The organism is Nocardia sp. NPDC087230 (genome assembly GCF_044744725.1).
Taxonomy (GTDB): domain Bacteria; phylum Actinomycetota; class Actinomycetes; order Mycobacteriales; family Mycobacteriaceae; genus Nocardia; species Nocardia canadensis.
The window spans coordinates 387,105-409,079 of sequence record NZ_JBIUYV010000004.1; the positions used below are offsets into that span (position 1 = coordinate 387,105).

The window sequence follows — 21,975 nt, forward strand, 5'->3', positions numbered from 1 at the left end:
CTTCCGGCGGGCTCAGTGACCGCGGGCGATCCAGTCCGCGAGCGCGGGACGTTCGTCGCCGATCGCGGTGTCGGGGCCGTGGCCGGTGTGCACCGTCGTATCGTCCGGGAGGGCGAACAGCCGGTCGCGGATGGAATCGATGATGGTGCCGAAATCGGAGAAGGAACGGCCGGTGGCGCCGGGTCCGCCCGCGAACAGGGTGTCGCCGGTGAACAGCGCCGACAACTCCGGCAGGTGCAGCGAGACCGAGCCGGGGGAGTGGCCCGGAGTGTGCAGCAGGTCGATATCGGTGCCCGCCACCGTGATCCGGTCGATATCGGCCAGCGAGCGGTAGGCGGCGTCGGGGTGGGTCATCCGCCACAGCGGCTCGTCGCCCGGATGCAGCAGGACCGGCGCGTCGAGTCGCTGGGACAGCTCCGGCGCGACGGTCACGTGGTCGTTGTGGCCGTGCGTGCACAGGATCGCGGTGACGTGCCGGGCACCGACCGCGGCGGCGATGGCGTCGGCATCGTGAGCGGCGTCGACCACCAGCACCTCGGTGTCGTCACCGATCAGCCACACATTGTTGTCGACGTCCCAGGTGCCGCCGTCGAGCGCGAAAGTGCCCGAGGTGACGACCTTCTCGATGCGGGCACTCACCAGACCACCACCGAGCGCAGCACCTTGCCCTCGCCCATGGCGGCGAACGCCTGCTCGACCTCGTCGACGCCGATGCGCTCGGTGACGAAGCGATCCAGCGGCAGCCTGCCCTGGCGGTGCAGGTCGATGAGCATCGGGAAGTCGCGTTCGGGCAGGCAATCGCCGTACCAGGACGACTTCAGCGCGCCGCCGTGCGAGAACAGATCGATCAGCGGCATGTCCAGGGTCATGTCCGGGGTCGGGACGCCGACGAGCACCACGGTGCCTGCCAGGTCGCGGCCGTAGAACGCCTGCTTCCAGGTCTCCGGGCGCCCGACCGCGTCGATCACCACGTCGGCACCGAATCCGTCGGTGAGCTCCTTGATCTGCTCGACCACATCGGCGGTGCTCGCGTCGATGGTGTGGGTGGCACCGAAGTCCCTGGCCCACTCCAGCTTTCGCGGGTCGCGATCGATCGCGATGATGGTGCCCGCGCCGGCGAGGAAGGCGCCGGCGATGGCCGCGTCACCGACGCCGCCGCAGCCGATCACCGCGACACTGTCGCCGCGCGAGACCGCGCCGGTGTTCACCGCCGCGCCGATGCCGGCCATCACACCGCAGCCGAGCAGTCCGGCCACGGCCGGATCGGTCTCGGGATCGACCTTGGTGCACTGCTTTTCGTGCACCAGGGTCTTGTCGGCGAACGCGCCGACGCCGAGCGCCGGAGTGAGCGGGGTGCCGTCGGTGAGCGTCATCGGCACGCTGGCGTTGTGGGTGTCGAAGCAGTACCAGGGGCGACCGCGCCGACAGGCCCGGCACTCGCCGCAGACCGCGCGCCAGTTCAGCACGACGAAATCGCCCTCGGCGACATGGGTGACCGCCGCGCCGACCGACTCGACGACACCCGCCGCCTCGTGGCCGAGCAGGAACGGGAACTCGTCGTTGATCCCGCCCTCGCGGTAGTGCAGATCGGTGTGGCAGACCCCGCACGCCTGGACGCGGACGACCACATCGTGCGGCCCGGGATCGGGAATCACGATATCGACGGTTTCGACCGGCGCGTTCTTCGCGCGGGCGATGACTCCGCGAACGGTGTCGGGCATACGGACCTCCTAGGTTGACGTCGTCGTCAACGCTAGCGGGGTCCGGCGCCGGATCACATCGGGATGGGTGGGATCCGGCCGGTCCGGGTGCCGAGCGCGTCCTGCACGTGATGCTCGACGAGCAGCGGGACGAAGTCGCGGACGTGGGCCCGGGCGAACTGGTCGTGGGTCCGGCGGACGATGTCGGCGATCTCGGCGGGGGCGACGGTCGGATACCGGATGGTCAACCGTTCGATGACCTCGTCGAGTTGCTGGTCCTCGTGAGTAGTCATGTCCCAGGGGTACCCCGGGAACGAGGTATCTCACCCGGCTACTTCTCGTCGAAGACCAGATCCGTCGGCGGGTGGGTCAGGCGCACGGTCGGGCCGTCGACCACGGTGATCGCGTCGAGCGCGAGGTAGTCGACCAGGCGGCGGAACAGCTTCGGTAGCAGCACCACCTCGTCGGACAGGGCGGTCGGCGAGGTGATCGCGGCGCCGGTGGTCGTCGCGTCGGCCGCCCAGACACCGAGCGGGGTCGCCGCGGTCGCGGCGGCCGTGGCGACCGCGGCGAACTCGGTCCGCAGGGCGGGGAACAGGCTGCGATAGAACGTCGGGTAGGCCAGGCCGGTGGCCAGCTGGTGGTGATTGAGGGTGAGTCGCAGCAGGGCCACGTCGACGAACATCTCGGCGCCCGCACTGTCGGGCGAGGCGCCGCGCCCGGCGAAGGCGACACACCGGCCGTGCAGATCGGCGCCCCGGGTCAGGATGAAACCGGGCACCTCGGCCTGATCCGCGGCGGTGACGGTCTCGTTCGCATCGCGCACCACGCCGGTGAAGCCCAGCCAGGCGAGCAGCTCCTCGGCGGCGGCGTGGGCGAGCGGCAACGGTTGGTGGGTGCGGGTGCCGTGGCGGGGCGTGTAGTGCGTCTCCAGCGAACCGATGCCGTCCAGGCGCAACTGCGCGGCGCCGGAGGCGTTGCGTTTCACCCGATGTGGGCCGCCCACCCGGTCCCACAGGGTGGGGTCGTCGGGACGGAAGCGCACCGAGTCGCCGTCGGGCTGGGCGCCCTTGGCGACGAAGACTCCGGAGATCAGCAGAAACGGCATCGCGCGTCCTTCGGCTCGTGGTGATCGCCGCCCGTCGTGATGCGCGGGGCAGGGAGACCGTGCGGGCCGCGGAGGTGTCGACCGCGCTGTCGGACGGCTCTCAGTGTGGACATCGGCTGGCGCGCAGGGCAATACGGCGAGCGCGATGGTTCTGCGCTGTTCACCGCGTGGTTACCGCGACACGCCATAGACGGTGTCGATGGCGATGATCGGTACTGCGTCCTGGACGCGATGGCACTCGCTGGGCACGGTGGAGGGGACCTGACCAGAGGAGAACCCATGCACCCGGCTCGTTCGACCATCCGTGGCGCCCGCGCGAGCGTGCTCGCGCTCGCCGTGCTGGCGGTGGGTATCGGCGCCTGTTCCGCCGATCCGGACGTACGGTCCGCCGCTCCGGCCACCACGGTGACCACCGAGGCCCCCATCCAGGCGCCGCCGACCACCCGGCAGCTCGACCACAGCCTCGACGACGACCTGTTCGCCGCCGCCGCGAGCAACGACGCGGCGCGCGTACGTGACCTGATCGCTCGGGGTGCCGATCTGGAAACGCGCGGCGACCAGGGCCGGACGCCGCTGATCGCCGCCACCAAGAACCGGGCGAGTGCGGCGGCGGTGGCTCTCATCGACGCGGGCGCCGACGTCGACGCCAAGGACGACCTGCAGGACTCCGCCTACCTCTACGCCGGTGCCGAGGGCTTCGACGAGATCCTCGAGCCGGTCCTGCGCCACGGCGCCGACCTGCGAAGCGTCAATCGCTACGGCGGGACCGCGCTCATTCCCGCCAGTGAGCACGGGCACGTGAGCACCGTGCGCCTGCTGATCGCGGCGGGCGTCGACGTGAACCACGTCAACACGCCGAAATGGACGGCGCTGCAGGAGGCGATCGTCTACGGCGACGGCTCGCAGCGCTACCAGGAGACCGTGACCGCGCTGCTCGACGCGGGCGCCGACCCGCGGATCCGCGACGCGGACGGCCGCACCGCGCTGGACAACGCCGAGCGGAGGAATCAGGACGCGATCGTCGCCCTGCTGCGCGGGCGCTGACCACGTGCCGACCGCGGCTGCGGGATACGCTCAGGTCAGCGGTCTACGCTCGGCGATATGGCCGCGGACGGGTTGTTCCTTGCTCCCACGATCGGCCGACCCGCGGACAAGGTCGGATACTTCCCCGACCGGGCGAGCTTCGAGCACTTCGCCGCCGCCTACCGCGCGGGCATGGCCCAACTTCCGCCGCCCGATGCCATCGCCGCGGTGCCGACCTCGTTCGGTCCCGTGCGCGCCTACCGCTTCGGTCCCGGCGGCGACACCCCCGTGGTCTTGCTGTCCGGCCGCCAGGCCTCGACGCCGATGTGGGCCACCAACCTGCCGGGCCTGATGGCGCGGCGCACGGTCTGGTCGGTGGACAGCGTGGGTGAGCCGGGCGCGAGCGGGCAGACCACGGCGCTGACCGATGGGTCGGATCAGGCGACCTGGATCGCCGAAACCCTGGTGGGACTGGGGGTCCGGCGGGCCCATCTGCTCGGTGTCAGCATCGGCGCGAACCTGGCCGTGCAGACCGCGCTGCATCGTCCGGAGCGCGTCGCCTCGATCACCCTGCTCGATCCGGCCGATACCTTCGCCCGGCTGAGCTGGAAGATGATCGTCGTCTCGCTGGGCAGTGCGGTCCCCGCCCTGCCGACCGGGCTGCGAAACCGCTTGCTGGGCTGGATCTCCGGCGGTGTCCCGGTCGACGACTCGATTCCCGAGGGCAGGCTGATCGCCGCCGGGATGACGGACTACCGTGGCGCCCAGCCGCTGCTCCCGCGCCCCACCGAGGACCAGCTGCGCGCTCTGACGGTGCCGGTCCTGGCCCTGTTCGCGGGCCGCTCCATCGTGCACGACGCCGACCGGGCCGCCGCCACCGCGCGCCTGATCCCCGGCGCGCAGGTCGAGGTCTGGCCCGACGCGTCCCACGCCATCAACGGCGAGTACCCCGACCGCATCGCCGAGCGATTCACCGCCTTCACCGCCGGGATCGGCTGACCGGCACCGGTTCCGGCTCGGTGTCGGGGGCGGGACGCGACAATGTCGCCCGGTAGTGGGCGGGGGCGACCCCGAATCGGCGGACGAAGGCCTGCCGCAGTGATTCGGCGGTCCCGAAGCCGCAGCGGGTCGCGACCACCGCGACCGGGGTCGTGGTGTGGACGAGCAGTTGCGCGGCGGCCTCGACCCGCGCGCGGCGGATGTGGCGGCCGGGGGTGACGCCGAGATGTTTGCCGAACAGCCTGGTCAGGTGACGTGCGCTCACGCCTTCCCTGGCGGCCAGCGTCGCGGTGGACAGGTCCTCGGACAGATGCGCGGCGATATGCGCGGTGACCCGCCGGACCAGCGCGTGCTCGGCGTGCGGCTGCGCGGTGAACATGCTCATCTGCGCCTGTGAACCGGGCCGCTGCAAATAGGTCACCAGGCCGCGGGCGACCTGGCGGGCCAGCTCGGCGCCGTGGTCCTCCTCGACGAAGGCGAGCATGAGGTCGATCGCGCTGGTCATCCCCGCCGCCGTGGCGACGCGGCCGTCACGGATGTAGATCGGATCGGGATCGACGGTGACGCGCGGATATTCGGCGGCCAGCATGTCGGCGGCGATCCAGTGCGTGGTCGCCCGCCTGCCGTCGAGCAGTCCGGCCGCGGCCAGCACGCTCGCCCCGGTGCAGACCGAGGCGACGCGGCGGCTCACCGCGGCGAGCCTGCGGACATGCGCGACCAGTGCGGTGTCGCGCGCCGCGTCCAGATGGCCGAGACCGCCGGAGACGATCAAGGTGTCGAGGGGGCCGGTGAGGCGCTCCCACCGGGCCTGCCCGTGCAACCGCAGCCCGGAATCGCAGGTGATGGTCCGCCCGCCGCGCGTGGCCAGTTCGACCCGATACGGCGGATCGGCGCCGAGCCGGTTGGCGCCGTCGAGGGTGGTGGTGACGCAGGCCAGGTCGAGCAGCTCGGCGCCGTCGTAGCCGATGACGGCAACAGTCCGTGCGCCCATACGGCCCAGTGTAGGTGGGCCGGGCGTCGTCCTCGCGGGTCTGTTCTGCCAGGAATCACAAGAAAACGGACAGGGTCGGCCGCGGCTGTCGAATGTCGCGTTCGCGCGCACCAGGCTGAGGGAACGGCGATCGACGGAGGCGGGTCATGACGGTATCGGACCAACGAATGTCCTTGGGATACAGCAGAATCGGTGCGGCGATGCCGCGGCGCTGGCCGAGTGTCGTCGCGCTCGGGCTGGTGCTGCTGATCTGGCCGACGGGCGCGGAGAGCACGGTGCGGGCGCTGGCGGAGCTGTTGGTCGTGTTGCCGCTGATCTATCTGGTCACCGCGGCCCTCGGCAGGCCGGATCGCACATGGGCTGTCTTCGGCGCGCTCGGCGTCCTGTTCGGCCTGCTGTCGGTGCAGGACCTGGTGCCGACCACGGTCGTGCTGGCGGTGGTGGCGGCGCTCGCGGTGGCCCTGGCGCTGCGCCACGACCGGGTCGATCGGCCGTTTCTGGCGCAGCTCGCGGGTTTCGCGCTGTTCACGGTGCTCGCGGTGGCGGCGCAGCACGTGGATATCGGGTGGGCGCGGGTCCTGGTCGCGGCGGGCTGGATCGGGCACGGTCTGTGGGACTACGAACATCGGCACGCGCGGCGCACGGTCGCGCGTACCTTCGCGGAGTTCTGCGGTCTGGTCGACGTACTCGTGGGAGTGGCCGTCCTCGCGATCCCCTGACCGGGGTTCGGCGATCTCAGCCGAGGACCGAGATCGCCAGGCCGAGCAGGGCGCCGCCGAAATCCACGGTGTTGCGGACCTTCTGGAGGGTCCAGGTCCACGCCGGGAAGCCGGCGGGCACGGGCTGCAACGCCGCCCCGGACGGGACGTTCCGGTTGGGTCTCGCCGCTCTGCTCGACGGCATCGGCGCCCGGAGAACGCTCCAGGGCAACCCTATTCGGCGTCCGCGCTGATCCGGTCCAGCACCGCGCCGACCACCAGGCAACCGCTGTCGACGACATCGGCCAGCGGCTGACGGTAGTCGTCGAGCACCCATTTCTGGGCGATGATCAGGATCGCGCCGACCAGCCCGAGCACGACCATCCGCGCGCTCGGCGCGGGATGGGAGTCCAGATCCACATACGGCGTCAACAGCGCCAGGCAGATGTCGACCAGCGCGTCGAGCACATCGTGGTAGGCGCGGTCGACGGTCGGGCTCACGCCGAGGATCTCGAAGAAGGCGATCCGCGGCACGCGGGGATCGTCGAGGATGAGCTGGAAGTACGCCGTGAGCGTGCCGCGCACCCTGGTGTCGATATCGGCGTCGAGGTCGCCGATGCCGACGTGGATCGCCTCCAGCATCCGCGCGGTGACCTCGCGATACACCTCGAGCAGCAGGTCCTCGCTGTCGGTGAAGGATTCGTAGAAGTACCGCTTCCCGACGCCGGCCGCGGCACAGATGGTGGTGACGGTGGTGTTGCGGTAGCCGTCGGTGCCGAAGGCTTCGGTGGCCGCCTCGATGAGCCGGGCACGCCGTTCCTGCTGACGCTGTCCGGGTGCGGCGCCGCGGTACCTGCGTCCGTCGGCATCGATATCGGGCGCGTTCACGCCATCGATTCTGTCAGGTGGCTCGTGCGGGTCGGCGCGGCGGCCGGTGGTTGCGGGGGAGGGGCCGAGAACATGTTCTTGCGATCGAACGTGACGCAGGCTACGTTACTTCCCGGTACGGGAACGTCGTGGTTCCCGATGGTGGAGGGCTGAGACCGAAGCATGATCAAAAATCGAGGGCGACTGGCCGCGCTGGTCGCATCCGTCGTCGTGTTCGCGGGCGCTGTCGCATCGGCCCCGGTCGGCCAGGCGTTGCCGGCCGACGGGGGGCTGGACGCGCAGTTCGTCGCCACCCACAACGGCCCGCAGCAATACCCGAACGTCTTCATCGAGTGGGACGTGCCGATCACGATGAGTGACGGAACGGTATTGAAAGCCAACGTCTATCACCCGGCGGGTGCCGACGGCCAGCCGATCACCGAGCCGACGCCCACCATCGTCAACATGACGCCGTACACGAAGCTGGTGTCCAACGTCGCCGACTCGGCGCTCGCCGTGCCCGGCCTGTCCGACGTGCTGCTGCCGGTGCTGCAGAACCTGGACTTCTCGGCGTTCGGCTTCAGCAGCCTCAGCGACATGATGAAGGCGCTGCCCGGCGGCGCCGCCCGCACCTTCGGTGTCGACCGGAACCTGATCCGCGGCGGCTACACCCAGGTCGTCGTCGATGTGCGCGGCACCGGATTCTCCCAGGGCACCTGGCAGGTGTTCGGCGAACGCGAACAGCTCGACGGCGTCGAGGTCGTCGACTGGGCGGCCGCGCAGGGCTGGTCCAACGGCAAGATCGGGATGAGCGGCATCTCCTACTCGGGGATCAATCAGCTCCAGACCGCGCAGCGCCATCCCGCCGCGCTCAAGGCGATCTTCCCGATCGTGCCCGGTAGCGACCTGATCCGCGATGTGGCCGCGCCCGGCGGCGCGCTGGGCGTCGGCTTCATCCCGCCGTGGCTGCTCGCCGTCGACGGGGCGAAGCTGCTGCCGGACCTGGTGTCGATTTTTTCCGGCAAGTTCGACTGGACGTGGCTCGGCGACCGGGTGCGTGACCCGTTCACCTTCTTCAATGTGCTCATCGCGGCCCTGACCACGCCGAGCGTGGACCAGATCCCGCCGGAGATGGCCAGCATCCTCGACGACGAGAGCCCGCTGCGCACCGCCTGGGTCGGGCAGCCCGACCAGGTGCGGGTGCCGACCTTCCTCTACGGCGGCTGGCACGACATCTTCACCTACTCGACCCCGCGCATCTACAACGCCGTCGATGTGCCCGCCGAGCAGAAGAAGCTCGTCATGGGCAACGTCTACCACGTGACCGTGAGTTCGGGTCTGGGCCAGGCCGGTGCGCCCGCGCCGCTGGAGTCGTTGCAGCGGGCGTGGTTCGACAAGTGGCTCAAGGGCATCGACAACGGAGTCGACCGCTACGAGCCGGTCACCCTGTGGCAGCAGGGCAGTGAGCAGTGGACGACCGACGTCGCCTTCCCGCGGCCCGGCATGCAGTACCGGCGGATGTACCTCGACCCCGCGTCGTCCGGCTCGGCGCCGGGCGCCCGCTTCGACGGCAGTCTCGTCGGCGCACCCGGTGCCGCGCAGCGGGTATCGGTGGATCCGAGCCTGACGACCATCTGCTCGCGGGACGCCGCGCAGGGCACGGCGGGGCTGATCCCGCTGCCGGACGTGTGCGCCAAGGACGCGCGGATCAGTGAGGGCGCGGCGCTGACCTTCACCACCGCTCCGGTCACCCAGGCGACCCGGATCTCCGGCGCGATCGCCGCGCACCTGAACACGGTGCTCGACGCGACCGACGGCTACTGGACCGTCACGGTGAACGACGTCGCGCCCGACGGCCGGTCGACGGTCTGGTCGCAGGGTCAGCTGGTGGCCTCGCTGCGCGCGGTCGACGACGGCAAGTCGACCCGCTCGCCCAACGGTGACTACACCGACCCGTACCCGATCCTCACCCTGGACACCCGTCAGCCGGTCGTCCCGGGCGAGCCGACCACGATCGACATCGGCATCCGCGCCACCGACGGCGTCCTGCTGCCGGGGCACCGGCTGCGCATCGACGTCTTCGCGAGCAACTTCCCCAGCGGAATCCCGTTGCGGCCGTTGCTGAACGAGAGCGGCCTGCGCACCCAGCACCTCGAACTCGACCCCGCTCGCCCGAGCTGGATAAACGTTCCGCTGGATACCGATCCCGGCTGGTGATCGCCGCCCGCGCGGCGCAGCGCTGATCGTGGCTCGCCTTCCGGCCGAAGGCCCCGCCCCGCGGCGGGGCCTTCATGGCTTCGGCGACGCCGTGACCGGCGCTTCGACCGGAACACCGGAGTCCGGCAGTCCCGCGTAGTCGGGCAGCTCGATGCCGTTGATCGCGCGGTCGATCAGGTCGAAGTCCCACTCGGTCGCGGCCTCGCCCGGTGCGGCGGTCAAGCTCTGCGCGTGCAGCCTGCCGATTTCCTGGTTGGCCTCGACGAACGAGCGCATCCGCCGCTCGTAGCCGGTGAATCCGGCCTCCGGGTCCCAGCCGGCAGCGGCCAGCTCGCCGGCCAGCAGATAGGCGCCGACCAGAGCCAGCCCGGTGCCCTGTCCGGACATCGGCGACGAGCTGAAGGCCGCGTCCCCGAGCAGCCCCACCCGGCCGTTCGACCAGCGCTCCATCACCACCTGGGCGACCTGGTCGAGGTAGAAGTCCGGGGTGTCGTCCAGGTGGGCGAGGATGCGCGAGGTCGACCAGCCCATACCGGCCATCCGCTCGCGCAGGAGGCGCTGCTGGGCCGCGATGTCGCGGTGGTCGATGTCGAAGTCCCCCGAGGGGAAGGAGAAGATCGCCATCGCCCGGGTGGTGTCCCGCAGCGGCCGCAGAATCGCGGAGCGACCGGACTGCTGGTACTCGATCAGCCAGCGGTCCAGCCCGAACTCGTTGGGCACGCTGTAGAAGGCCAGCACGAGCCCGAGGTGGCGGAGGAATCGCTCGTGCGGCCCGAAGACCATCGCCCGCAGTGCCGAGTGCAGCCCGTCCGCCCCGATCACCAGGTCGAAGCGCCGCCGGTCGCCGCTCTCGAAGGTCACGTCGACCCCGTCCGGGTCCTGGGTGAGCGTCGCGATCCGGTCGCCGAACAGGTACTCGACGTCGTCGCGGGTGTCGTCGTAGAGCACCTGGGACAGGTCACCGCGCAGGATCTCGATCTCCGCGATGTAGCCGTCGCCGCCGTCGTCGTCCGCACGGACGGTCTCCAGCACGGTCCCGGTCGCGTCCACGGTGTGCGCGCCCGCGGTCTCGGTGCGGGCCGCGCGCACCCGCGCGTCGAGCCCCATGCGCCGGATGACCTCCCTGCTCACCCCGCGTGCGTCCACCGCCTGTCCCCCGGGACGCAGCGCGGGGGCCCGTTCCACCACCGTCACCTCGGCCCCGCGCCGGTGCAGCCAGTGCGCGAGCGCGGGCCCCGCGATGCTCGCCCCCGCTACCAGCACCCTGGGGCTGTGCGGCCCGCCCGCCCGCTCGCCCGTCTCGTCCGGGTGTTCGTGCGCGGGGTTGTCGACGCTCATCGTTGCCTCCGTGTGCTTCTGCCCGCGCTGGAACGGTCCCGGCACAGGCCCACCGCTGTCGGTGTATCCACCGGTATCGACGACGGATCCACCCAGAATTCATCGGTGCGGTCGCGGTCGGGTGTCCACACCTACCCGGGCACTCGGCTGACCCGCACGCCCGCCGCGTCGGCGAGGTGGGCGAAGGTGACGGCGTCCTCGACGGCGGCACCGCCGTGGTCGTTGTTGAAGTAGACGTAGCCGTCGGCATCGCCCGGCCCGGCGTCGAGCAGCCGGTCCACCCAGCTCGCCAGCGCCCGGCGACCGTAATGCGGTGGGGGAGTGGCGCGTCCGGCGTGCAGGCGCAGGTAGGCCCAGTCGGTGGTCCGCCACAGCGGGGTGACCGGGCGCGAGTCGCGATCGGCCCAGGCCAGCGCCGCGTTCCGCGATTCCAGGACCGCACGGATCTCGCCGGTCCACCACGACGCGTGCCGCGGCTCGACGGCGACCCGCACCGTGGCGGGGAAGCAGCGCAGGCAGTCGTCGAGCAGCGCGGGATCGGCGCGCAGGGTCGGCGGCAGTTGCAGCAGGATCGGGCCCAGCCGGTCGCCGAGGCCGTCGGCCCGGTCGAGCAGGCGCTGCACCGGTTCGGCGGGATCCCGTAATCGCTTGATGTGGGTGAGATAGCGGCTGGCCTTCACCGCGATCACGAAGTCGGCCGGGGTGCGCTCCCGCCAGGCGGCGAAGGTCTCCCGGCTCGGCAGCCGGTAGAAGGCATTGTTCGACTCGACGGTGGCGAACGCGTCGGCGTAGTGCTCGAGCCAGCGTCGCGTCGGCAGGCCCTCCGGATACAGCACACCGCGCCAATCGCGGTACTGCCAGCCGGAGGTGCCGACCCGGATCACGCCACTCACCTGCCCCTCGCGCACGCTCACTCGGTGCCCCCGCATCCGGCGACTACCCGGGCAGCCCGACCGGAAACGGTCCTCGCGCCGCGCACCGCGGTCCCGGGCAGATCCGGCACACTGAGATGGTGAGCGCATCTGGCAGCGGGCGGGCTCGAGCAGGCGCGGTGGCGGTGGGGCGGTGGGTCCGCAGCGCGCCGGGGACCTACCTGTGGCTGGCCGCGCTCGCGGTGACCACGATCATCATCCGGCGGCTGCCCGACGACGAGGCGCGCCAATGGCTGGGCCACCGGTCGACCAATCTGCATCATCTGGCCGAGGACCCCATCCGGGTGCTGATCGGCAGCGCGTTCTGGACCGACGGGGGCAGCTGGTTCGCCTACGCGGTGCTGTTCACTCTTTTCCACGCCAATGCCGAACGCTGGCTCGGCACGCTGCGCTGGCTCGCGGTGGCGGTGCTCGCCCATGTCGGCGCCACCTACCTCAGCGAAGGCGTGCTGCTGTGGGCGATCCGCCACGACGACGCACCCGAACGCGCGATGTACACCCTCGACGTGGGCGTCAGCTACGCGCTGGCCGGCGTCGCGGCGGTGCTGGCCTACCGGCTGGTGACGCCGTGGCGGTGGCTCTACGTCCTGGGCGTGCTCGCGGTCGTGCTGCCGCCGGTCTTCGTCGATCGCACGTTCACCGACGTGGGACACGCGAGCGCCGCCGCCCTCGGCTTCGCCTGCTACCCGCTCACCCGGGGGCGCGGCGGTGCCTGGGATCCGGCGGCGCTGGTGCGCCGGTTCCGGCACCGCGCCTCGGCCGGATGACCCCTACCTGCGACATCGAGGTTGCCTGCCGGTAGCCGGATAGGGTGGCCTGGTGATCTTGCTGGTGGTCGGTGTGGTTCTGCTCGGGATCTTCGCGCTGCGCTTCCGTCAGGAGCGTCGCCGGTTCGGTAACGGGGTGCTGTTGCTGCTCGGGCTGCTCTGCGCGGGTGGGGCGCTGGTGTCCGCCGGCGCGGAGGGAGCGGGGCCGGAGTTGTTGCTCGCGCTGGCGCTGGTGCTGTCGCCGCTGCTCGTGCTGGTGCTGGCGGGTTTGCTGATGGTCAACGGGGTGGTGATGTTGCGCCGGGAAGGCGTGCGGGCGGCCAATCTGCTCTCGCTCGGCCTGGGCCTGGCTTTGCTCGTCCCGTACGGGCTGCTGGTGGTCGCGGTGGTCGCGCGGTGGCAGGTGCTCGGCGTGCTGCTGCTCGCCGTCGTCCTCGTCGCCGCCTACCTGGGCTTCGTGCTGTCGGCGTTTCTGCTCTATTCGGTGGTCTACGGCATGGCCACCCGCACCGACAACGCCGCCGCGATCGTCGTGCACGGCGCGGGACTGCTGGGCGACCGGGTGCCGCCGCTGCTGGCGAGCAGGCTGGACCGGGCCCTGGGCATCTGGCACGCGGCTCAGGCACGGGGCCGTACTCCGCTGCTGGTGCCCAGTGGCGGCAAGGGCTCCGACGAGAAGGTCTCCGAGGCCGACGCGATGAGCGCCTACCTGGCCGAACACGGCGTGCCCGCCCAGGACGTGCTGCCCGAGGACCGGTCGACGAGCACCAGGGAGAACCTGCTGTTCAGCAGGGAGTTGCTGGCCAGGCAGGGGGTCGACCGCGACATTGTGCTGGTCACCAGCAATTTCCATGTGCTGCGCACCGCGCTGCTCGCCCGATCCGTCGGCCTCGACGCCCAGGCGGTCGGTGCGCCGACCGCCCGCTACTACCTGCCCAGCGCCATCCTGCGGGAGTTCGCCGCCGTGCTCGTCGAGTACAAACGGCTCAATATCGCCGTCTGCGCGATGTTGGTCGCGCTCCCGTTCGTGGCACTGCTCGCTTCCTGACTTCGGCGAAAAACGCGGCAAAATAGGTGTTACCTCGAATACTACGTACATGTATCATTTCCTTACCGCACGACCGGCGCACCGTGGCGCCGGCGCTCGACCGAGCAACGCGCGGTAGGACGAGGAGTACCGATGAAGCTACTTCGCCGGGCCGTACGGCGACCGGAGGTAGATCCCGGCAAGGTCGCCCTGCATGCCCGCAACGTGACCTTCGACTGGTCGGATGTCGATCTGCAGTGGATGCCGGCCGAACCGTACGCATCCCACCTGATCAGCGCGCTGAACATGCTGCTGCCCGAGGGCGAGCGGATGTTCATCGTGACCTACCGCGAGGCGCTGGCCTACGTGAAGGACGAGAAGCTGCGCGAGGACATGCTCGGTTTCATCGGGCAGGAATCGATGCACGCCGAGACCCACGAGAAGGTCCTGCACGACGTGCTCACCGCCAACGGCATCGACGCGGCGCCCTACGTGCGGCAGATGGAATACCTGTTCCGCAAGACGCTGGGCCCCCGTGGCGGTGACGACCGCGCCGGACGGCAGATGCTGATCGAACGGCTCGCGTTCATCGCCTGCCTCGAGCACTTCTTCGCCTGGCTCGGCGACTGGGTGATCAACGCCGATTTGGAGAAGTTCGGCGCCGACCCGCGCATGGCCGATCTGTTCCGCTGGCACGGTGCCGAGGAGGTCGAGCACCGTAACGTCGCTCACGACGTCGCCGAGTACTTCGGCGTCGGCTACGTGCGCCGCTGCGCCTCGATGATGCTGGTGTTCCCGATCTTCATCGCGCTGCTGGTGCGTGGCGCGAAGTTCCTGGTGCAGCAGGATCCGCAGCTGCCCGACCACGGGTACCCGCGGGTGATCTCCTCGGTCCTGGGCGCGATGTGGCGCGGCGCGTTGCCGGGCATCCCGTCGCTGCTGATCAGTGCGCTGTCGACCTTCCAGCCCGGCTACAGCCCGGAGAACGTCGGTTCGACCGCGCAGGCTGTCGCCTATCTCGCGCAGTCGCCCGCGGCCAGGGCGGCGGCCTCGTGACGGTGCGCGAGGTGCCGCAGGCGCTGCCCGGCGACCTCTACGGCAAGCATCGCCACGATCCCGGCACCCGCGTGCTCGACGCGATCGCGACCGCCCGGCTGCGCTGGAGTGCCCTGGTCAACCGTCGTGACGTGCGCCCGCGCGTCGACGATCGCCGGTTCCCGGTGGTGGTCACCGAGCGCCGGATCGTCGCGCACGACCAGGACGTGGTGAGTCTGCGCCTGGAGGCGCCGGACGGCCGGGTGCTGCCCGCGTGGCGTCCCGGCGCGCACCTGGATCTCGAGCTGCCCTCCGGCCTGCTGCGGCAGTACTCGCTGTGCGGCGACCCCGCCGACGAGCGCGCCTACCGGATCGCGGTGCGCCGCATCCCCGACGGCGGCGGTGGCTCGCGCGAGGTGCACGACGAACTGCCGGTGGGCAGCCGATTCGTGGTGCGCGGTCCGCGTAACGCCTTCCCGTTCGCGGTTCCCGGTCATGGTTCGCCCGCGCAGCGCCTGCACTTCGTCGCCGGCGGCATCGGCATCACACCGATCCTGCCGATGGCGCGGCTCGCGCACCGGCTCGGCGTGCCGTGGACGATGGTCTACACGGGGCGCTCGCGCGACACCATCCCGTTCCTGGCCGAGCTGGAGAGCTTCGGCGAGCATGTCGTCGTGCGCACCGACGACGAGCACGGTCTGCCCGACGCGGCGGCGCTGCTGCCCGGGGTCGGCGCGGGCACGGCGGTCTATGCCTGTGGCCCGACCCCGATGACCTCGGCGATCGTCGCCGCGGTGCGCGCCATGCCCCAGGTGGAACTGCACTTCGAGCGGTTCTCGCCGCCGCCGATCGTGGACGGCACCGCCTTCGAGATCGAATTCGCCTCCACCGGTGCGGTGATCGAGGTCCCCGCCGACCGCAGCGCGCTCGACGCCATCCTCGCGACCCGCCCCGACCAGCCCTACTCGTGCCGGCAGGGCTTCTGCCGCACCTGCGTCGTGCGGGTGCTCGCGGGCGAGCCCGATCATCGGGAGAACACCCTCTCCGATGCCGACCATGCCGCGGGCGAGCTGCTCGCCTGCGTATCCCGTTCGCACGGTGAGCGATTGGTGCTCGACCTGTGAGTTCGATTCCAGGACAAGGAGTCCGAAGAGAGATGTCTGTCGACACCACGCAGGCCGCCAACCGGCGCACCGTCCGCAACGGCGAGTTCGAGCTCGCCGTGTTCGAATACGGCGACCCCGCGGCCGACACCGTCGTGCTCGTGCACGGCTGGCCCGACACCCACCACCTGTGGGACAAGGTGATTCCACGACTCGCGCAGCGCTTCCACGTCGTCGCCTACGACACCCGCGGCCACGGCGAGTCCACCCGCACCCAGCGCACCGCCGACTTCCGGCTCGACGAACTCGCCCGCGACTTCTACGCCGTCATCGACACGGTCAGTCCCGACCGTCCGGTGCATGTGCTCGCCCACGACTGGGGTTCGGTGCAGGTGTGGGAGGCGGTGTGCGAGCCGCAGGCGACCGAGCGGATCGCCTCGTTCACCTCGGTGTCGGGCCCGAACCTCGACCACCTGGCCGCCTGGGTGCGCGACCGGCTCTCCCGACCGACCCCGCGCAACATCTGGCAGCCGGTGACTCAGGCGCTGTCCTCGGCCTACACCGCGTTCTTCATGACCCCGGTGCTGCCGCGCGCCACCTTCGGCGCCATCGGCACCGAGAAGGTGTGGCAGCGCGCCGTCGCGCTGATGAACGACACCGCGCCCGGCAATGTCGTGCTCGGCCCCACGTTCCGCCGCGACATGGTCGACGGCCTGCTCATCTATCGCGCGAACATCGTGCAGCGCATGCTGTCGCCGCGCGAGCGGCGCACCGAGGTGCCGGTGCAGCTGATCGTGGCCGGTCGCGACGTGGCCGTGCGCCCCGCGGGCTACGACGACTCCCGCAAGTGGACTGCTCGCCTGTGGCGTCGGGATGTGCCCGCCGGGCACTGGATGCCGTTCTCGCACCCCGACCTGCTGGCCACCGCCACCACGGAACTGATCGACGCGCTCGCCGGCGGTGAGGTCCCGCGCGGGCTCGCCCGTGCCGAAGTGGGCCGCACCCGTAAGGAATTCGAGAACAAGCTGGTGGTGATCACCGGTGCGGGCAGCGGCATCGGTCGCGAGACCGCGCTGGCCTTCGCCCGGCTCGGCGGCGAGGTGGTGGTCTCGGACGTGAACGAGAACGCCGCCAAGGAGACGGCGGAGCTGATCGTCGCCGAAGGTGGTGTCGCGCACGCCTACGCGCTGGACGTGTCCGACGAGGCCGCGGTCCGTGCGCATGCCGACGACGTCATCGCCGCGCACGGCGTGCCCGACGTCCTGATCAACAACGCCGGTGTCGGGCAGGCGGGCGGCTTCCTCGACACCCCGTCCGCGGAATTCGACCGGGTCCTGCGGATCAACCTGGGCGGTGTGGTCAACGGCTGCCGGGCTTTCGGCGCGGCGATGGCCGAGCGCGGCCTGGGCGGGCACATCGTGAACCTGTCCAGCATGGCGGCCTACAGCCCGCAGCGCGACATGGCCGCCTATGCCACCAGCAAGTCGGCGGTGTTCATGTTCTCCGACTGCCTGCGCGCCGAACTGGCCGAGCGCGGCATCTCGGTCTCGACCGTGTGCCCGGGCATCGTGCACACCAATATCGTGGCCACCACCCGCATCTCGGGTGTCTCCGCCGAGGACGAGGCGGCCACCCAGCGCAAGTTCGACAAGCTCTACGAGCGGCGCGGTTACACCCCCGACAAGGTCGCGGCGCAGATCGTGAAGGCGGTGCGCGGCGGCCGTGACATCGTGCCGGTGACGCCGGAATCGTGGGTGCAGTACCGGATCAACCGGCTCGCGCCCGGCGCGGTGCGGTTCGCGGCCCGCCGGATGAAGCTGGTCTGACGCGCGGTCACGCCCGGCGCAGTCGCTCCCGCACGGCGGCGACGTGCCGGGCGTCCACGCCCCACGGCTGCTCGACGCCGACCTTGCGGTCGAGGTCCCACAGCACGCACTGTTCGTCCGGTCCGGCCACCAGCGACCAGGCCACCACGGTCCGGCCGAGCTGGTCGAGCATGGACCCGTGATCGGGTGCGCTGTCGCCGGCGCCGTCGGGGAAGTGGTGCAGGAACCGGCCGTAGGCGTCGGTACAGAATCGCGCGTACTGCTGGGTGCACAGGATGAACCCGTGCCAGGCTTCGTCGACCGCGTGCGAGGGCATCCCGATCACCTGGTCGTCGCGCATCGCCGCGCCGCAGCAGCGCAACCATTGGCGCAGACCGGTTTCCACCAGTTCGCGCGGCTGCCAGGGGCAGGTCTTGAAGATCGCGTCGGGGAAACGCAGGTCGGCGACGGTGCGATCGACCGCGCCGAGGTCGATCGGTCGCGGACCGCGTCGAAGGAACGAGAGCGCCACGATGTCACTGTAAGCCCCCTGGGTGGTCGCTCGTCTGCGCTGCCGCGGACGGGTGGGGCGGCTAGCCTGCAGGCATGGTGGTGATGCTGGTGATCGTGCTCGCGTTCTTGGTGGTCGGTCTCGCGGTGCTGGTCACGGCGGTAGTGGTGCTGGTTCGCAAGCTGAGTCCGCCGCGTGGCCCGCAGGGGTTCACCGATCAGAGCTGGCTGGCCGGGTCGGCGGGGACCTACGGGTTCTTCGACGGGCCGACCGGGCCGCACGGCTCCGGATCGAGCTGCGGCGGTGGCGCGACCAGCAGTTGTGGCGGGGGCAGTAGCAGCGGTTGCTCCGGCAGCGGCAGTGGTTGCGGCGGCGGATCGAGCAGCAGTTGTGGCGGTGGTTCGAGCAGCAGTTGTGGCGGCGGATCGAGCAGCAGCTGTGGCGGTGGTTCCAGCAGCAGTTGCGGTGGCGGCTCGTGATCGGGTGATCCACGCCGCACCCCTCTTGACCTGAACTCGACTTCAGGTTCCATGCTGAGCGCGTCGGTGTAGATACCACGAGGGAGTCGCGATGCGTGCTGTGCAGGTCAAGGAATTCGGTGGACCGGAAGTGCTCGAGGTGCGGGAACTGCCCGCGCCGCAACCCGGTCCGGCCGAAGTGGTGGTCGATGTCGAGGTCGCCGATGTGATGTTCCTCGACACCCGGCTGCGCAGCGGCTGGGGCCGGGACTTCTTCCCGCTGAGCCTGCCGTACGTGCCCGGCGGCGCGATCGGCGGCGTCGTCTCGGCGGTCGGCGCCGAGGTCGACTCCGGCTGGCTCGGCAAGCGCGTCGTCACCCAGACCGCCGCCAGCGGTGTCGGCGGCGGCGTGCCCACCGGCGGCTACGCCGAACACGCCTTGGCCAAGGCCGAGACCCTGGTGCGGATCGCCGACGGGCTGAGCACCCAGCAGGCCGTCGCGCTCGCCCACGACGGCCGCACCGCGTTCGCCGTGTTCGACCGCGCGGCCGTCGGCCCGGATTCGTGGGTGCTGATCACCGCGGCCGCGGGTGGTCTCGGCACGCTGCTCACCCAGCTGTCGGTGGCGGCGGGCGCGCAGGTGGTGGCCGCCGCGCGCGGCGCCGACAAGCTCGCCCTCGCGCAGCGGCTCGGCGCGAGCGAGGTCGTCGACTACACCGTCGACGGCTGGGACGAGCGGGTGCGTGAGATCACCGGCGGGGGTGCCGATGTCGTCTTCGACGGCGCGGGCGGCGCGCTCGGCGGCCTGGCCCTGACCGCCGCGGCCGACGGCGGCATCTTCCTCGGATACGGGTCCGCCGCAGGTGATTTCGCTCACGCCAACGCCGAGGCGGCCGCCGCCCGCGGCGTCACCGTGCTCGGTCTGTTCGATGTCGTCGCCGGCGAAATCGACTGGACGGCCATCGCTCGACGCGCTCAAACCGAGGTCGCCGCAGGCAGACTGGAGGTGGTGATCGGTCAGACGTTCCCGATCGAGCAAGTCGAGCGCGCGCACGCGGTCATCGAGAGCCGATCGGCACTCGGCCGGACCCTGTTGACGATCGGCGCGTCATTGTAACTTAGTCTGCGCCGCAACGGAATACGCGATAAGTTCATACTGTGCAGGGAATAATTGTCATAGCAGTGATAGTCGCGGTTCTTCTGTTGGTTATCGGCGTGATCAAGCTAGCCAGCAACCCCGGGGGCACGATCGAGCGTCGCGACCGTGAGCGGCGGGCACAGGTGCCGCGGCAGAAAGCCGAAAAGGCTTAGCTGGGTTCACTTCTGGGGTGCAGTACCACCACGGCGATCGGTCGCCGCGTCTTCGTCTGATAGCCGCGGTACCGGTCGCCGTTGACTGCGTTCACCAGTTCCCAGCGCCGGGCGTAGTCCGGATCGTCCGGGTAGGTCGCCCGCGCGGTCACCGCGATCTTGCGCGTCCCCACCTGGATCTCGCAGTCCGGCCGCGCGGTCACGTTCGCCAGCCATCCCGGCGGCCGCGGCGACCCGCCGTTCGACGCGGTCACCAGAAAGTCCGCCCCGTCGCGGGCATAGGTCAAGGCCGATGTGCGCGCCTGCCCGGTCTTGCGCCCCACCGTCCGCAGTAACAGGGTCGGATTCCCGAACAGCAACCGGTGCCCCACCAGCCCGCCGCTGTGCTCGTAGATCCACTGATGCCCCGCCAGAACTCGCACGAAAAGATCGGCCATACCCCCATCCTCGCCCGCCTCGCCGACCCCCGCCACCCGGCTCGCCGAGTGGTCAACGTCGCACCCCACCGGGTACCATGCGACTCGCCCGGGGACACCCCTGGCCAGGGGCGGTAGCTCAGTCGGTTAGAGCCGCGGACTCATAATCCGCTGGTCGTGGGTTCGAGCCCCACCCGCCCCACTGTCCTGTCAGGGTGGGGGAATCGGTCGGTTTCGGGTGGTTCGCGGTGGCTTGGCGTGTCGGGGAGATCGGGGCGGGGTCGGGCAGGGGGATGAGCGCGGGGTGTGGGCGCCGAGAGCGTCGATCAAGGTGGTGTGCAACGGGAGCCACTCGGTCAGCCCGGCGACGGCGACGACGCGCGCGACCACCGAGGGGCCCGGATCGACCACGCTGACGAGCACGCCGTGCGCGGCGGCTTGCTGAGCGCGGGCCGCCAGGTCCAGCACCGAGCGGCACGCCATGAATTCGGTGTCGCTGATGTCGACGACGAGGTGACCGCACTCGATGGCGCGGTCGACGGCGGTATCGACCATGCGATGCCAGCGTTGGAGGGTGAAGGCGTCGATCTCGCCGTGCACGTACAGGATGACCACGGTGCTGCGGGACTCGAGCTCGGCGTGCAGACGCTGACAGATATCGGCGGGTTCGCCGGCGGCCGCGGGGAACAGGTCCTCGTCGTGGCGGTACGGGGTGCTCATCGGCCTGCCTCCTCGGCGAAACCGGCGGGCGTGGCGCCCGACCGGTTCCGGGTCGACAAAGAACGGCTGGTAGTTCCCTATTCCAGCACCACGGTGCCGGAACTGTCGCCGATCGTGACGCAGCTGTTGTCGAGGGGGAACTCGTTCGTTTTCCGGGTCGCCCGTCGCGCCGGTTCCGCCGGCAGCGCGTGAACGGCATTGCCCAGCAGTGCGGTTCGGTCGGGGAGTTCGCCCGGCCGTGGCCGGATTCTGGGGTCAGGCGGGCCCGTCGTCGGAGGTCCAGAGGGCGCGCAGGGGTCGCAGGCCGTCTTCGACGTAGTCCGCGATCGGGCGGTCGCCGCCGTCGAGGTACCACTGTTCGAGGGCGGCGAAGTAGCCGAAGGTCAGGGCATTGGTGGCGACGCGGGCCTGGGTTTCGGTGAATTTCCCGGTCGAGGCGATCAGCGGGAGGAGTCGCCGGCTGGTGCGATCGGCGGAGGCGCAGGCGGCCATGCGGACCGAGGGCTCGGTGAAGTGGTAGCGGACCCGGCGCCACGGGCCCTTGTCGGCCGGGGCGGGTTCCTCGCCGGTGGATTCGTCGGCGCGTACCGAGCGGAGCAGGCTCTCGACGGGGTCGTGGGGGTCGACCATCTCGGCGATCTCGGCCTCGCTCATGGTGTCGAACTCGTCGGCGACGATGATCCCTTCCTTCGTGCCGAACAGCCGGTAGACCGTCGACGGTGAGACTTCGGCGGCAGCCGCGATCTCGTCGATCGTGACGGCGCCGAAGCCCTTCTCGTCGAACAGATCCAGGGCGCGTTCCTGGATGGTGTGCATGGCCTTGAGCCGCCACCGCTCACGAAGTCCGGTCATGCGAGCAGGTTAGCAAGAGCTACTCGTTTCAGAAAGTGACTCGCTACAGACATTGACTGTCTGTAATTGCTTACCTACAGTCACTTGCTAGAGATAG

The 21,975-nt window shown here is 70.5% G+C and carries 24 protein-coding genes and 1 tRNA gene; 11 read left to right on the top strand and 14 right to left on the bottom strand.

The features are described 5' to 3' along the window. Nucleotides 1-12: 12 nt before the first annotated feature. Genes ACIO52_RS17435 through ACIO52_RS17450 form a run of 4 tightly spaced genes read right to left on the bottom strand, consistent with a single transcriptional unit; the run spans nt 13 to nt 2,808 of the window. Nucleotides 13-639, bottom strand: a complete 627-nt coding sequence (locus ACIO52_RS17435) for an MBL fold metallo-hydrolase (protein ID WP_402644912.1) — start codon at nt 637-639, stop codon at nt 13-15. Beyond that, nucleotides 636-1,721 carry an S-(hydroxymethyl)mycothiol dehydrogenase gene (locus tag ACIO52_RS17440; RefSeq protein WP_218718947.1) on the bottom strand — a complete coding sequence of 362 codons (1,086 nt, stop codon included), beginning with the start codon at nt 1,719-1,721 and terminating at the stop codon, nt 636-638. Before ACIO52_RS17440 ends, ACIO52_RS17435 begins: the two co-directional genes overlap by 4 nt. 53 nt (nt 1,722-1,774) lie before the next feature. After that, nucleotides 1,775-1,993: a three-helix bundle dimerization domain-containing protein gene (locus tag ACIO52_RS17445; protein WP_218718946.1), complete on the bottom strand. Its 219-nt coding sequence runs from the start codon at nt 1,991-1,993 to the stop codon at nt 1,775-1,777. A 38-nt stretch (nt 1,994-2,031) separates the two neighbouring features. After that, the gene (locus tag ACIO52_RS17450) at nt 2,032-2,808 is read right to left on the bottom strand and encodes a hypothetical protein (protein WP_402644916.1); all 777 of its coding nucleotides are present in this window, start codon (nt 2,806-2,808) and stop codon (nt 2,032-2,034) included. 279 nt (nt 2,809-3,087) lie between these two features. On the opposite strand from ACIO52_RS17450, the gene ACIO52_RS17455 reads away from it, so the two are divergent. Both ACIO52_RS17455 and ACIO52_RS17460 read left to right on the top strand, forming a co-directional pair. After that, complete coding sequence (locus ACIO52_RS17455; RefSeq protein ID WP_402644919.1) at nt 3,088-3,852, top strand: ankyrin repeat domain-containing protein; 765 nt, start codon at nt 3,088-3,090, stop codon at nt 3,850-3,852. A 57-nt stretch (nt 3,853-3,909) separates the two neighbouring features. After that, complete coding sequence (locus ACIO52_RS17460) at nt 3,910-4,830, top strand: alpha/beta fold hydrolase (RefSeq protein ID WP_316573942.1); 921 nt, start codon at nt 3,910-3,912, stop codon at nt 4,828-4,830. Here the strand turns inward: ACIO52_RS17460 and ACIO52_RS17465 are convergent. Beyond that, nucleotides 4,811-5,821 carry a GlxA family transcriptional regulator gene (locus tag ACIO52_RS17465; RefSeq protein WP_402644922.1) on the bottom strand — a complete coding sequence of 337 codons (1,011 nt, stop codon included), beginning with the start codon at nt 5,819-5,821 and terminating at the stop codon, nt 4,811-4,813. The two genes, ACIO52_RS17460 and ACIO52_RS17465, sit on opposite strands and share 20 nt — an antisense overlap. A 173-nt stretch (nt 5,822-5,994) precedes the next feature. Between ACIO52_RS17465 and ACIO52_RS17470 the strand changes: the two genes are divergently transcribed. Further along, nucleotides 5,995-6,540 carry a hypothetical protein gene (locus ACIO52_RS17470; protein WP_218718942.1) on the top strand — a complete coding sequence of 182 codons (546 nt, stop codon included), beginning with the start codon at nt 5,995-5,997 and terminating at the stop codon, nt 6,538-6,540. A gap of 16 nt (nt 6,541-6,556) precedes the next feature. Here the strand turns inward: ACIO52_RS17470 and ACIO52_RS17475 are convergent, their stop codons facing one another. After that, the gene (locus ACIO52_RS17475; RefSeq protein ID WP_218718941.1) at nt 6,557-6,724 is read right to left on the bottom strand and encodes a hypothetical protein; all 168 of its coding nucleotides are present in this window, start codon (nt 6,722-6,724) and stop codon (nt 6,557-6,559) included. A gap of 29 nt (nt 6,725-6,753) precedes the next feature. After that, nucleotides 6,754-7,407, bottom strand: a complete 654-nt coding sequence (locus ACIO52_RS17480) for a TetR/AcrR family transcriptional regulator (RefSeq protein WP_218718940.1) — start codon at nt 7,405-7,407, stop codon at nt 6,754-6,756. A gap of 162 nt (nt 7,408-7,569) precedes the next feature. Between ACIO52_RS17480 and ACIO52_RS17485 the strand changes: the two genes are divergently transcribed. Further along, on the top strand, nt 7,570-9,603 hold the full coding sequence (locus ACIO52_RS17485) for a CocE/NonD family hydrolase (RefSeq protein WP_342800039.1): 2,034 nt from the start codon (nt 7,570-7,572) through the stop codon (nt 9,601-9,603). Between the two features lie 72 nt (nt 9,604-9,675). On the opposite strand, the gene ACIO52_RS17490 is transcribed toward ACIO52_RS17485, so the two are convergent. Further along, nucleotides 9,676-10,941, bottom strand: a complete 1,266-nt coding sequence (locus ACIO52_RS17490; RefSeq protein WP_402644927.1) for an FAD-dependent monooxygenase — start codon at nt 10,939-10,941, stop codon at nt 9,676-9,678. A gap of 131 nt (nt 10,942-11,072) precedes the next feature. Then, complete coding sequence (locus tag ACIO52_RS17495; RefSeq protein WP_402644930.1) at nt 11,073-11,855, bottom strand: DUF72 domain-containing protein; 783 nt, start codon at nt 11,853-11,855, stop codon at nt 11,073-11,075. Between the two features lie 95 nt (nt 11,856-11,950). Here ACIO52_RS17495 and ACIO52_RS17500 point away from each other — a divergent pair, with 95 nt between their 5' ends. The 5 genes from ACIO52_RS17500 to ACIO52_RS17520 all read left to right on the top strand — a co-directional run bounded on the left by ACIO52_RS17500 (nt 11,951) and on the right by ACIO52_RS17520 (nt 17,631). Beyond that, the gene (locus tag ACIO52_RS17500; protein WP_402644932.1) at nt 11,951-12,640 is read left to right on the top strand and encodes a rhomboid-like protein; all 690 of its coding nucleotides are present in this window, start codon (nt 11,951-11,953) and stop codon (nt 12,638-12,640) included. A gap of 52 nt (nt 12,641-12,692) precedes the next feature. After that, the gene (locus ACIO52_RS17505) at nt 12,693-13,688 is read left to right on the top strand and encodes a YdcF family protein (protein ID WP_316573947.1); all 996 of its coding nucleotides are present in this window, start codon (nt 12,693-12,695) and stop codon (nt 13,686-13,688) included. Between the two features lie 132 nt (nt 13,689-13,820). Continuing rightward, the gene (locus ACIO52_RS17510; RefSeq protein ID WP_218718935.1) at nt 13,821-14,723 is read left to right on the top strand and encodes a metal-dependent hydrolase; all 903 of its coding nucleotides are present in this window, start codon (nt 13,821-13,823) and stop codon (nt 14,721-14,723) included. After that, nucleotides 14,720-15,826, top strand: a complete 1,107-nt coding sequence (locus ACIO52_RS17515; protein WP_316573948.1) for a PDR/VanB family oxidoreductase — start codon at nt 14,720-14,722, stop codon at nt 15,824-15,826. The genes ACIO52_RS17510 and ACIO52_RS17515 overlap by 4 nt, the downstream gene beginning before the upstream one ends. A 32-nt stretch (nt 15,827-15,858) precedes the next feature. Continuing rightward, the gene (locus ACIO52_RS17520) at nt 15,859-17,631 is read left to right on the top strand and encodes an SDR family oxidoreductase (RefSeq protein WP_316573949.1); all 1,773 of its coding nucleotides are present in this window, start codon (nt 15,859-15,861) and stop codon (nt 17,629-17,631) included. 7 nt (nt 17,632-17,638) lie between these two features. On the opposite strand, the gene ACIO52_RS17525 is transcribed toward ACIO52_RS17520, so the two are convergent. Continuing rightward, nucleotides 17,639-18,142 carry a hypothetical protein gene (locus ACIO52_RS17525; RefSeq protein ID WP_218718932.1) on the bottom strand — a complete coding sequence of 168 codons (504 nt, stop codon included), beginning with the start codon at nt 18,140-18,142 and terminating at the stop codon, nt 17,639-17,641. Nucleotides 18,143-18,368: 226 nt separating this feature from the next. After that, nucleotides 18,369-18,620 (bottom strand): hypothetical protein, encoded by a 252-nt coding sequence (locus ACIO52_RS17530; protein ID WP_316573950.1) that lies wholly within the window; start codon nt 18,618-18,620, stop codon nt 18,369-18,371. A gap of 71 nt (nt 18,621-18,691) precedes the next feature. Here ACIO52_RS17530 and ACIO52_RS17535 point away from each other — a divergent pair, with 71 nt between their 5' ends. Continuing rightward, on the top strand, nt 18,692-19,696 hold the full coding sequence (locus tag ACIO52_RS17535; RefSeq protein WP_402644938.1) for a zinc-binding dehydrogenase: 1,005 nt from the start codon (nt 18,692-18,694) through the stop codon (nt 19,694-19,696). Between the two features lie 190 nt (nt 19,697-19,886). On the opposite strand, the gene ACIO52_RS17540 is transcribed toward ACIO52_RS17535, so the two are convergent. Then, on the bottom strand, nt 19,887-20,327 hold the full coding sequence (locus ACIO52_RS17540; protein ID WP_316573952.1) for a nitroreductase family deazaflavin-dependent oxidoreductase: 441 nt from the start codon (nt 20,325-20,327) through the stop codon (nt 19,887-19,889). Nucleotides 20,328-20,434: 107 nt separating this feature from the next. On the opposite strand from ACIO52_RS17540, the gene ACIO52_RS17545 reads away from it, so the two are divergent. Continuing rightward, nucleotides 20,435-20,508: transfer RNA gene (locus tag ACIO52_RS17545), tRNA-Ile, on the top strand. Nucleotides 20,509-20,516: 8 nt separating this feature from the next. Here the strand turns inward: ACIO52_RS17545 and ACIO52_RS17550 are convergent. Together ACIO52_RS17550 and ACIO52_RS17555 are read right to left on the bottom strand one after the other, a co-directional pair. Next, nucleotides 20,517-21,026 (bottom strand): anti-sigma factor antagonist, encoded by a 510-nt coding sequence (locus ACIO52_RS17550; RefSeq protein ID WP_402644941.1) that lies wholly within the window; start codon nt 21,024-21,026, stop codon nt 20,517-20,519. Nucleotides 21,027-21,281: 255 nt separating this feature from the next. Then, the gene (locus ACIO52_RS17555) at nt 21,282-21,878 is read right to left on the bottom strand and encodes a TetR/AcrR family transcriptional regulator (protein WP_218718927.1); all 597 of its coding nucleotides are present in this window, start codon (nt 21,876-21,878) and stop codon (nt 21,282-21,284) included. Nucleotides 21,879-21,975: the final 97 nt, after the last annotated feature.